Source organism: Scytonema hofmannii PCC 7110 (assembly GCF_000346485.2).
GTDB classification, from domain to species: Bacteria; Cyanobacteriota; Cyanobacteriia; order Cyanobacteriales; family Nostocaceae; genus Scytonema; species Scytonema hofmannii.
Genome location: NZ_KQ976354.1, coordinates 6,249,550 through 6,261,224, shown reverse-complemented (window position 1 = coordinate 6,261,224; position 11,675 = coordinate 6,249,550). Strand labels below are relative to the sequence as shown.

Genomic DNA, 11,675 nt, shown 5'->3' with positions numbered 1-11,675 from the left:
CTACAGATACTTTACCATCTACTTCCTAATGAAACAGACAATATCTTTGCTTCTGAAATTACTTATGCCATCTGCGATCGCACTGACTGGTTGCAGCACTTTAACCACTACTCAGTACGAATCTACAGCACTTACCAAGTATACCTGGCAAGTCAAATATGCCAACGACCTAACCAATGAAACATCACCGCGTTTTGAAACTTTTGGGACTACTTCTTTACGCAATCGTAATGGTATAAAGCCAGAAGGAGCAGTCACGGGACCTGATGACAAGGGACTGTGGTGGGCTGCTTTACCGCCACGACCTTCAGTGGATGAAGTAGAACAAAGAAAGCAGGGACAAGAAGCGAGTCTGCCCGAATTGTTGAAATCTGTGGACTACCAATTGACGTATAAAGTGGGCGAGGAACAAAGGACATTGCCCACTAACTATCAAGTTTACAGAGAAGTGGTGAAAGCGCATCCGTCACGCACTCCTTTACAGTTGACTTTAGGGGTAAACGATGACTCCGTTGAGAAAGCAGAACCATCTGGTAACTGATGCACAATTACTCCCTTCTCGCTGTAAGATTACCAATCATATGTTCCTCTTTCCTCTGTGTCCTCTGCGCCTGGAGCGGTTTTTTAATTAAGTAATCTTCGGGAGGAAAAAGAGTAATTTCTGAAGATGTTTTTTGCCAATCCTCTCATTTCGCACGGATAGCTAGGTGGATAATCTGACCTCCCCTAGAGGATGCTATCTGTAACAATGCGATTGTAACCACCAGATAGTATTTTTACTGGTGTTTAAGTAAGAAACTGGTACTCAGAGTTGCAGAAAATGTCTCAGGATACTAAAGCTTAAGCCTAAAAGTAAATTCAGGCGAGCGCACAATACCGTGCAGACTCTGCAATCTTTGCTAGTTTCCCATGGAGAGGATTGTTGATGACCAATTATATAGAAATCTCTGCTGGTTATCCCGACAGGTCGCGTAAATCAGGAGCGCAACAAGGGCGTTGGCAACGTTACTTTCTTTTGGGTCTAGCAACTAACCTAGCCTTTTGGGGTTCAGCTTTTCTTTATCTAAAGGTGACACCACCGATCTATACTAGTTCTTCAGCAATTAATTTACCAGGAGCATGGTCAAACACCAATGTGAATTTACCAGGCATTGGTCAAGCTAATTATGAAAACGTGTCTCCATACGCTGCTCTTTCTACTCAAGATCCGCGAGAAATTTATAAATTTCTTGCTGAAAGCGAACCTGTATTGAGGGCAGCAGCATCTCGGCTAAATATGTCTTTAGAAGAGTTTGGCGAACCTCGGCTTAAGGTAATTGTGAATACCTCTATTATGAGCGTTGAGTTCCAAGGTGCGAGTCCTAAGGAAGCGCAAAATAAATCTTTAGCGTTTTACCAAGCCTTTCAAGCAAGACTCAACGAGATGAGATATCAAGAAGCTATTCAAAGAGATGTAGGATACCAAACTGCCCTGACTTCTTCCAAAAGAAAATTAGAAATTGCTCAAAAGCACCTTTCCGATTACAAAGCAAGTTCGGGTTTGAACTCAGAAGAGCAAATCAGCGATCTTTCAACCAACATTGAACAGCTACGCAGACAACGAGCCGAAATATTAGCCCAACAGCAACAGGCTGGTACGCGTCTGGCACAATTATCAACTAATTTAAAACTCTCTGCTGAGCAAGCTTCAGATGCTTTTGTTCTGCAAACAGACCAGATATTTCAACAGAACTTAAAAAGCTATAGTGATGCTAGCGCTGCTTTGGTTGTTTTAGAATCCAAATTTTTGCCTAACCATCCGACATTAATTACAGAGAAAGCCAAGCGAGACTCTGCTCAACAGGCTTTGCTAGCCCGAGGTCAATCTCTTTTGGAACGACCAGTCAGTTTAATAAACCTAAAGCAATTAAACCTTAGTAATAATAACTCTGGTAACACCGCTCCTCGTGACATTCTTTTCCAACAACTCGTTACAGTTCAAGCAGATCAAAAGGGTTTCACAGCCCAAGCTCAAGCAATAGAACAACAGATTGCTCAGCTTGAGGGTAGACTCAAGGCTCTAACACAGCAGCAAATTACCTTAGATTCTCTGAAACGGAATACTCAAATTGCTGAAGCAGTCTTTTCCTCTACTTTGACTAGACTGGATCTTGGCAAGTCGAATACCTTTGGTTCTTATCCACTCATTCAAATTGTTATACAGCCTACCTTACCTGATACTCCAAGTTCACCAAAAGAGAAATTGGTTTTACTCGGCTCCGCTTTTGGCTCCTTTTTTGTATCCCTTGGACTCGTGTTACTTTGGTGGCGCGAGCGCAAAAATTCTATGTCTGATACGACTATAAATAGATAGAGGAAGACGATGGACAATGAAACCTCAAAACTTTGAAGAACGTTTGATTTGGTATTCTATTATTGGTACCTATGGATTGTATTTCCTTGCTCTTATATATCCGGTAAATTTCATCTTAGGGTGGATACTATTTTTTTACCTATGCAAGAGACTTTGGAACCAAACAAAGCATACCCCTATTGAAAAAAAAATTAACGTTTCTTGGATTCTATGGCTTTGGCTTGTCTGTATTCTCATCATAGCACTTGCGACGATTATCGGTTGCATTGACTCCGATGTCGGTACTAACCAAACTCTTAGGTCGTTAATAAATTGGGGTACAGACTGGGCATTGCTAGCACTATTTCCCTTAAGCGGTTGTCTCAACATTAGACCGCAATTAATTTATCGAGCCGTTTGTATATTATGTCTTCAAAGTTTAATTGTAATCCCCATTTTTTATCTCACTTGGATACTAAAGTTGCCTGAGGTACTCTTTTCTTCTCCAATTGAAAGACTAATACAGAATGGAGAGCTTTTTTATACTGTAAATCTTTATAGTATTGAGTATGGCACGAATGAGGTACGTCTGTTTCTATTCGCTCCTTGGGGACCTGCTTTGGGTCTGATTGGCAACATCTACTTCTTCCTTGCTCTCGGAGAACCTAACAAAACGTGGCGCAGGCTTGGTATAGTCGGTTCCTTGGCTATGAGTATTGTGTCGGTTTCTCGCTTGTCTTTTATAGCTGTGCCGATAGTTTTCATATTAGTTTTTTTTATCTCAAAAATTACTAAAGCTACTACACCAATTGTCATAGGGTTCGTTAGCTTTTTATCAGGGATTTTTAGCACGGTAATTCTTGGTGCTGCTAAAGATGCTTATGATATGTTTCATAATGCTAGACCAGATTCTTCACGAGTGCATGAAGCTTTAGCTGAAATAGCTTCAGAGCGTTGGCAAGAAGCTCCTATATGGGGTCATGGAGTTCCGGAGGTACCAGGTCCTAAAGTAGTAGCAACAATGCCCATCGGCTCTCATCATACTTGGTTTGGTCTTTTATTTATAAAGGGGTTAGTTGGTTTTACCGCTTTTTTAGTACCAATGGTATTGAGTGTTATCAGTTTGGCAATCAAAGTGCATAAAAGCGCAACTGCTAGAATAGCATTGTCTTTTCTTTTGACTTTATTTCTCTTTACTTTTAATGATAGCCAACAGCGTTTGGCGTATCTATACTGGCCAGGTTTGATCGTTATGGGAATTGCACTTAAAGGAGAAGTACAAGCTCCTAATTATCCTGGGGATAGAACACCGGAGAAAACATATGTTTAAAAGTCGAATTTACAGAAAAAAATCTATCATTGTCTTCTAAAAAAACAAATATGTTAATCAGTCAGCTTAAGCAAAAATTCTCCAATCAATTTATTAGGAATTTTAGCTCGCTAGGGGGAGCAGAGTTAGCGAATCGTATTTTCCGCTTGGCAACAACTGTTACTTTAGCTCGCCTGTTAAGTCCTTACGATTACGGTCTGGCAGCAGTTGTTCTGACTACGAAAGATTTTGCAGATGTTTTTAGCCTCAAAGCTGGGATTGGAGCCAAACTTATTCAAGCCGAAGAAAGTGATGTCGAAGTTTTATCCAATACAGCGTACTGGCTTAATTGGATTTTATGTTGCTCGCTTTTTCTCATTCAATGTATCGCGGCTTTTCCTATTGCTTGGTTTTATGGAAATACGCAAGTTATCTTACCTATTTGTATAGTCTCTATAGTCTATTTAATGTTGCCGACTTACATGGTTCAGTGTGCGTTGATTCAGCGAGAAAACCGACTCAATATATTAGCACTATGCACTGTTACGCAATCCCTTATCGGCAATCTTTTGACTATAGGTTTGGCATTACTGGGGCTGGGAATGTGGGCTGTTGTATTACCAGTTGTTCTGACATCTCCTGTCTGGGTTGTCATCAATCGTATGAATCATCCTTGGCGCGTTAGTAAGCCCTTTTCTGTTTACCGATGGCGTGAAATTACGAGTTTTGCAAAAAATGTTCTTGGAAGTGAATTACTCAATAAGCTAAGAAGTAATTTGGATTATTTACTGATTGGGCGTTTTCTTGGCATTGATGCTCTAGGGCTTTACTATTTCGCCTTTAATGCTGGACTAGGGATAAGCCTCAATGTAATGAATTCATTTATTTGGGCTATGTATCCTCATCTTTGTGCAGTGCGTGAAGACATCAAACAAGTTAAAAGACGATTTTTTAGCGGTCTTAAAACAATTGCTCTAGTTGTAGTTCCACTCGTTCTTCTTCAGTCAAGTTTAGCCCCCTTTTATGTACCAATTGTTTTTGGACAAAAGTGGTTGACGGCAATTCCTATCTTAGTTTTAATCTGTCTTTCGGCGCTACCACGCCCCTTTGCTATTGCTGCTTCTTTACTACTCCAAGCTATGGATAAAACTCACATCAACTTTTACTGGGATCTGATTTTCACGGTAATATTCGCACTTTGTTTACTGATTGCTGTGAAATGGGGAATCTTTTGGGTAGCCGCAGCAGTACTCATGACTCATGGGTTAGCAATGCCTATGTTTACTATTTGGGCTATCAAATACGTTTTTGATAGAAAATTGCCTTCACTCGTTTGAAAAATTCTTGTCCTTGTTCTATTACATAAAGGTAAGTTTTTATGCCAACTATATCTGTTATCATCCCTGCTTATAACGCCGAACATACTATCTTAGAGACGATTAAGTCAGTTCAGCAACAAACTTTTTCAGATTTTGAAATAATTATTATTAATGATGGTTCAACTGACAGGACTTTAGAAATACTGAATGCGATCGCAGATTCTCGTATCAAGATTTTTTCCTATGAAAACGGTGGTTTACCAGTAGCTCGCAATCGTGGAATTGCTCGCGCCACTGGAGAATTTCTTGCATTTCTTGATGCTGACGATTTATGGACACCTGATAAGTTAGAACTGCAACTTGCAGCTTTACAACAACATCCAGAAGCAGGGGTTGCTTATAGCTGGACTCACTTTATGGATGAACAAGGAAAATCTTTCCATGCAGATGAGCCTATATATTTTGAAGGAAATGTTTATGCTAACCTATTACTCAAAAATTTCCTTGCTAGTGGTTCAAATCCTTTAATCCGCAAGCAAGCCATTGAGTCGGTAGGAGAATTTTATCCTCCAGCAGGGGGTTCTGCAGATTGGGATTATTGGGTGCGGTTAGCGGAACGTTGGCATTTTGTTGTTATTCCCAAGCCACAAATTTTTTATCGTCAATCATCAAGCTCAATGTCCTCTAAGATGGAGTTTATGGAAAAATGCAAGCTAATTGTTCTAGAACGCGCATTTCAAGCAGCTCCACCGGAATTCCAATCGCTTAAAAATCAGAGCTTAGCTAATACCTATCAATATTCAGCCCACTTATGCTTAACACGTGTTCCTGGAATCGATGGAGTGAAGCAGGCTGGTCAGAAGTTGATGATGGCAATTCAAGCCCATCCACAGACTTTACTTGATAAAAAAACTCAAAAATTACTGTTGAAGTTTTTATTGAAACGAATAGTTTCGCCAAAAATTGCTAACAACTTTCTCCAAGAAATCAGCAAAATTAACGCTACTGCTATCCGAGGCTCTCATGATGAAAAAGCTTCTATATCTTAGAAAGAGTGCAAATTTTCAGGAGTATTAACGATGAAAGTACTTGTTACTGGGGTTGCTGGATTTATTGGCTATCACTTAGCACAGCGTCTTTTTCAAGAAGGGATGAAAGTCCTTGGCATTGACAACTTGAATAATTACTACGATGTCAACCTAAAAACAGCTCGGTTAGAACGGCTAGTTCCTCAGCCAGGGTTTAAGTTTGAGTTTTTAGATTTAAGCGATCGCATTGGCGTTACCCAACTTTTCCAAAACCACTCCTTCGACTACATGTATCTAGCCAGCTAATGAGTGTTCGTTAATCTCCACACGCAACTTCTCTCAGCGCTTCTGCGGTTTAAACGTCATTTATTTAACCGCAGAGGACGCAGAGTACGCAAAGTTAAGAGGAGAAAGCTTTGAGCGGATATCCAGACGGATAATTCTCACATATAGATGGAATGCTATCAGCAAAAGATGAGATTGTAGCCAGCAGGTAGTATTTCCATTGCTATATCGGAGATAACCTTATTAACAGTACAACCTAAGAACGTGACTGAAACAAAGTCGGTCTTAAAGATGAAAAAAGTTTCTGTAATTATTCCAGTATTTGGAGCAGAGAAATATATAGCTGCTACACTGCGATCGGTGTTGGAACAAACTTATAAAAATTTTGAAGTTCTCATTATTGATGATGGTTCCCTAGACCGCAGTATAGAAATTTGCCAACAGTTTACAGACGCCAGAATTAAAATTATTCGGCAGGAAAATCGTGGATTAGCTGGAGCTAGAAATACTGGTATTCGTCATGCACAAGGAGAATATCTGGCTTTGATAGATGCTGACGATTTGTGGTTACCAGAAAAGCTAGAAAAACATATTGCTCATCTGGAAAAATCACCAGCTGTGGGAGTAAGCTTTAGCCGCTCGGCTTTTATTGATGACGTTGGGCAACCTTTGGGAACTTATCATATGCCCAAACTTAGCGGAATTACCCCACCTTATTTACTTTGCCACGATCCAGTTGGAAATGGTTCTGCTGGGGTATATCGACGAGAGGTGTTTGAAGGCATTAAGTTCCAAGATAATCTTCATGGTTTTGTAGAAAACTTTTATTTTGAAGAACGCTTTCGTATGTCACAGGATATGGAGCTGTTGTTACGTATAGCGCTTCAGACTCCTTGGCAAATTGAGGGTATTCCTGAAGCTCTAACGCTTTACCGAGTCACTGATGGAACGCTTTCATGCAACTGGTTTAAGAAAATAGAAGCTTGGGAAAAGGTGATTGAGCGAGTACGCTCTTACGCCCCCGAACTGATTGCACGGCGAGCAAACCAATCTAGAGCTTATCAAATTCGGCATTTAGCTCGCAGAGCAGTACGTCTGCAAGCAGAGGGAATTATCGCTGTGGAATTAATCAATCTGGCGCTAGCTACTCACTGGCGCATCTTGTTTGAAGAACCACGTCCTACGCTTATGACTTTGGTAGCAGCTTATTTGCTTTGGCTCTTACCCCAATCTGCTTACACCAATATTGAGATTATTGTCGCAAAAATTACAGGATTTATCCAAAGACGATACATCCTTGAAAGTCCGTCCCGATCTGCAACCTATGTAGAGACGCGCCATGGCGCGTCTCTACATACCTGAAATTCTTACCTATATCGTTCTATTGTAGAAAAAGGTGCTTATTAAAATGAAAACAGTCTCTATTATCATCCCAGTATTCAAAGCTGAAAAATATATTGCTGCTACAGTACAATCGGCTCTTGACCAAACTTACAAAAATATTGAAATTCTGATTATTGACGATGGTTCCCCTGACCGAAGTATAGAAATTTGCCAGCAATTTACAGACCCTAGAATTAAAATTATTCGTCAACAGAACCGGGGATTACCAGGGGCAAGAAACACTGGTATTCGCCATGCAACAGGAGATTATTTGACTCTTTTAGATGCTGACGATCTTTGGTTGCCAGAAAAACTAGAAAAACACGTTCAACACTTAGAAAATTCACCTAGGGTAGGAGTAAGTTTTAGCCGATCTGCTTTTATCGATGATAATGGAAAACCCTTAGGTATTTATCAAATGCCTCAAATTGAGGGAATTACTCCAGCGATTGTCCTTTGCCGAAATCCAATTAGCAATGGTTCGGCAGCAGTGATTCGCAGAGAAGTTTTTGAAGCGATTAAATTTCAAGACAATCTTTACGGTACTGTTGAGGATTTTTACTTCGATGAGCGATCGCGCCATACCAATGCTGACTCAACAGATGTTGAATGTTGGTTTCGTATGTCGGTTAAGAGCAACTTGCAAATAGAGGGTATTCCCGAAGCCCTGACATTATATCGAGTCAATTCGGGAGGACTTTCAGCAAACTTGCTCAAGCAATTAGATTCTTGGGAATTGATGCTAAATAGGGCACGTTTGTACGCTCCAGAAATAGTTAATCAATGGGAAACACTGGCTAGGGCTTACCAATTAAGGTACTTAGCCCGCAGAGCAGTTACGCTGCACGATAGTGCCATGGCTGTAAAATTAGTAAATCGAGCTTTAGCAACCAACTGGCATATTTTTGTTAAAGAACCGCGCCGAACGCTTTTGACCTTGGGCGCTGCCTATTTCTTGTTGCTGTTGCCTCAGTCTGTTTACAACCAAATTCAGGCTCTGGCTTTAAAAACAACTGGAGCAACCCAGAGACGTCGCATTTTGCAAGACCAATCTAGTTAGTTATAAAAAGAATATGCGCGTTTGTGTCATTGGTACTGGATACGTAGGCTTGGTAACAGGTGCTTGCTTAGCACATATCGGACATCATGTCATCTGTGTAGATAACAATGAAGAAAAAGTGAAGTTAATGAAGGCTGGGCAAGCGCCAATTTTCGAGCCGGGACTCTCGGAAGTTATGCAATCATCACTTCAGTCTGGGAATATTGAGTTCACTACTGATATAAGTGCAGGAGTGACTCACGGAGAAATTCTGTTCATTGCGGTAGGGACACCTCCTTTACCTACAGGTGAAAGCGATACTCGTTATGTAGAAGCTGTTGCTCGTGGAATTGGCGCACATTTGAACGGAGGCTATAAAGTCATTGTCAATAAATCTACGGTACCCATTGGTTCGGGTGACTGGGTGCGGATGATTGTACTTGATGGCATTGCAGAACGTCAAAAAGTACTGGTTACAGCAGGTGGTACCGGTAGCAATCAAGCGGTTTTAGAGAAGTTACCCGTGTTTGATGTAGTTAGCAATCCAGAGTTTTTGCGCGAAGGATCGGCGGTGTATGATACCTTTAATCCAGATCGAATTGTGTTGGGTAGCAATAACCCTAGAGCGATCGCCATGATGAAGGAACTGTATGCCCCCATTGTGGAACGAAAGTTCGCTACCGATCCATCTTTACCGTCAGTCCCTATAGTTGTGACTGACATTAGTTCTGCTGAGATGATTAAATACGCTGCTAATGCATTTTTGGCAACTAAGATTAGCTTTATCAATGAAGTTGCTAATATATGCGATCGCGTTGGTGCTGATGTCACTCAAGTTGCCAAAGGAATTGGTTTAGACTCCCGCATCGGTCAAAAATTTTTGCAAGCTGGTATCGGTTGGGGTGGTTCTTGTTTCCCCAAAGATGTCTCTGCTCTGATTCACACGGCTGACGACTATGGCTACGAAGCTCAGTTACTTAAAAGCGCTGTGAGTGTTAACCAGCGTCAGCGACTCATCGCCATTGAAAAGCTGCAGCAGGTACTGAAAATCCTTAAAGGCAAAACGGTAGGACTACTCGGTCTGACCTTTAAGCCCGATACAGATGATATGCGCGATGCTCCAGCACTAGATTTGATCGAGAATCTTAATAGACTCGGAACCAAAGTTAAAGCATACGATCCAATTGTTTCCCAAAGCGGTTTACGTGATGGTCTATCAGGTGTGCTAGTAGAAACCGATCCAGAGCGTTTAGCCGATGGTTGCGATGCGTTAGTACTTGTAACTGATTGGCAACAATTCCAGAATTTGGACTACCGTAAAATGGCAACTCTAATGAACAATCCCGTTATGATCGACGGTCGTAACTTCCTCGATCCACAGGAATTGCAGCTAGCTGGGTTCAATTATGTAGGAATTGGGCGATAAGCAAAAAGCAGCGTTGACTTGAAAGTGTCATACGCTACTTTTGCAACTATCTTTAGATAGATATTCAAAAATAAAATTTTTTAACCAAAAATAGGGATTGTATCGCTGTAACGGTATAGATATCGGGGCTAAAAATAAGTTTATAATTCAAAAATATTAACGCTCCAAGTTTGATTGGAAGTAGTCAAAACAAAGCAATGGGACTTACACTACCCCAAAACGAATTACAGAGGCTAGCCGCCCTTCGCCGATACCAGATCTTAGACACTGCCTGTGAAGCGGCCTTCGATGACCTCACCCGTTTAGCAGCGCAAATTTGTGGCACTCCCATAGCTTTAATCTCCTTGGTTGATGAGTACCGTCAGTGGTTCAAAGCCAAAGTGGGATTAGATGTTGAGTCAACCCCACGGGATATAGCATTCTGTTCCCACGCCATTTTGCAGCCAAATGACATTTTGATTGTTCCGGACGCACAACTTGACACTCGGTTCGCCACTAACCCACTAGTCACTTCCGCTCCTTGTATTCGGTTTTATGCCGGTGCCCCACTGGTTACACCCGAAGGATATACACTGGGAACACTCTGTGTCATTGACTTTGTTCCACGACAGATTAGTTCCGAACAAGTAGAAGCATTACGTACCTTGAGTCGTCAAGTCATTGCCCAATTGGAATTAAGATCTAATTTAGACACATTGGAACGTATCACCACGTCTGAACGGCGGCAAATTGAAGATCTCATCTCTGCCCTTTCCCACGATCTGCGTACTCCTTTACTAGCCACTCGCAGCACTTTACTCTCCATGCTAGGTGGAGCGTTTGGTTCCCTAAGTGACACTTGGCGAGACGTGCTTGAAGATTACTCTCAAGCCAATGAAGATTTCCTGAAGCTTGTAGAAGCCCTCTTAGATATCTCTCGTTATAAAGCCAACTTTGGTAAAAATCTCAACTGCGAGCTCCTGAACTGGGACAAAATCTTTGTCCGAGCCATTACGAGGAGCAATGCCATGTCCCAGCAGAAATGCACAATAACTTACAATATTCTTCCATCACTACCGATTGTCTGTGGTGATGAGCTTGAAATTCAACGAGTTGTGCAGAACCTACTTGATAATGCTGTAAAAGTAAGCGATAGGAATCAACAAGTGACCCTTGAAGTGTCACCACTTGGAGTTAACGAAGTCAAGGTATCAGTACACGACAATGGACAAAGAATGACTCCCCAAGAAAAGGAAAGACTTTTCTATCGCCTAACTCAGGGACGCGGCAGACTTAGCCGATCCGGTTTAGATCTCTACTTGTGCCGTCAGATTGTCGAGGCTCATGGAGGTACCATTAACGTCGAAAGTACTCTTGATGAGGGTAGCACCTTCTGGTTTACGTTGCCTGTTGCCCCGGTAAGCGGTTTTCTAAGATGCAAATCCTAAAGTAACGCTCCAGACCTCATTCAAAGTTGTGTTTGTTCACCCTGACGCATTTAGTAAGAAAAGTCAGAAAAGTAGGTATGTCATATCTTGCAGCACATACACTCCTACTTCCTGAAAAAAGGGTTAG

At 41.4% G+C, this 11,675-nt stretch carries 10 protein-coding genes; all 10 read left to right on the top strand.

The features are described 5' to 3' along the window. The first annotated feature begins 28 nt into the window (after nucleotides 1–28). The 10 genes from WA1_RS26045 to WA1_RS26000 all read left to right on the top strand — a co-directional run bounded on the left by WA1_RS26045 (nucleotide 29) and on the right by WA1_RS26000 (nucleotide 11,548). A complete protein-coding gene (locus WA1_RS26045; RefSeq protein WP_017746951.1) occupies nucleotides 29–541 on the top strand; it encodes a hypothetical protein in 513 nt (170 codons plus the stop codon). Nucleotides 542–925: 384 nt separating this feature from the next. Then, complete coding sequence (locus tag WA1_RS26040; RefSeq protein WP_017746952.1) at nucleotides 926–2,353, top strand: GumC family protein; 1,428 nt, start codon at nucleotides 926–928, stop codon at nucleotides 2,351–2,353. A 16-nt stretch (nucleotides 2,354–2,369) separates the two neighbouring features. Continuing rightward, a complete protein-coding gene (locus WA1_RS26035; protein WP_017746953.1) occupies nucleotides 2,370–3,662 on the top strand; it encodes an O-antigen ligase family protein in 1,293 nt (430 codons plus the stop codon). A gap of 50 nt (nucleotides 3,663–3,712) precedes the next feature. After that, nucleotides 3,713–4,978 carry a lipopolysaccharide biosynthesis protein gene (locus tag WA1_RS26030; protein ID WP_017746954.1) on the top strand — a complete coding sequence of 422 codons (1,266 nt, stop codon included), beginning with the start codon at nucleotides 3,713–3,715 and terminating at the stop codon, nucleotides 4,976–4,978. 41 nt (nucleotides 4,979–5,019) lie between these two features. Then, nucleotides 5,020–6,009 carry a glycosyltransferase family 2 protein gene (locus WA1_RS26025; protein WP_017746955.1) on the top strand — a complete coding sequence of 330 codons (990 nt, stop codon included), beginning with the start codon at nucleotides 5,020–5,022 and terminating at the stop codon, nucleotides 6,007–6,009. A 30-nt stretch (nucleotides 6,010–6,039) separates the two neighbouring features. Next, entirely contained in the window at nucleotides 6,040–6,294 is a 255-nt protein-coding gene (locus WA1_RS26020; protein ID WP_017746956.1) for a GDP-mannose 4,6-dehydratase, read from the top strand. Between the two features lie 270 nt (nucleotides 6,295–6,564). After that, on the top strand, nucleotides 6,565–7,635 hold the full coding sequence (locus WA1_RS26015) for a glycosyltransferase family 2 protein (protein WP_017746957.1): 1,071 nt from the start codon (nucleotides 6,565–6,567) through the stop codon (nucleotides 7,633–7,635). A 46-nt stretch (nucleotides 7,636–7,681) separates the two neighbouring features. After that, nucleotides 7,682–8,716 carry a glycosyltransferase family 2 protein gene (locus tag WA1_RS26010; RefSeq protein ID WP_017746958.1) on the top strand — a complete coding sequence of 345 codons (1,035 nt, stop codon included), beginning with the start codon at nucleotides 7,682–7,684 and terminating at the stop codon, nucleotides 8,714–8,716. A gap of 13 nt (nucleotides 8,717–8,729) precedes the next feature. Then, complete coding sequence (locus tag WA1_RS26005; RefSeq protein ID WP_017746959.1) at nucleotides 8,730–10,121, top strand: UDP-glucose dehydrogenase family protein; 1,392 nt, start codon at nucleotides 8,730–8,732, stop codon at nucleotides 10,119–10,121. Between the two features lie 197 nt (nucleotides 10,122–10,318). Continuing rightward, a complete protein-coding gene (locus WA1_RS26000; protein WP_017746960.1) occupies nucleotides 10,319–11,548 on the top strand; it encodes a GAF domain-containing sensor histidine kinase in 1,230 nt (409 codons plus the stop codon). Nucleotides 11,549–11,675 lie beyond the last annotated feature (127 nt).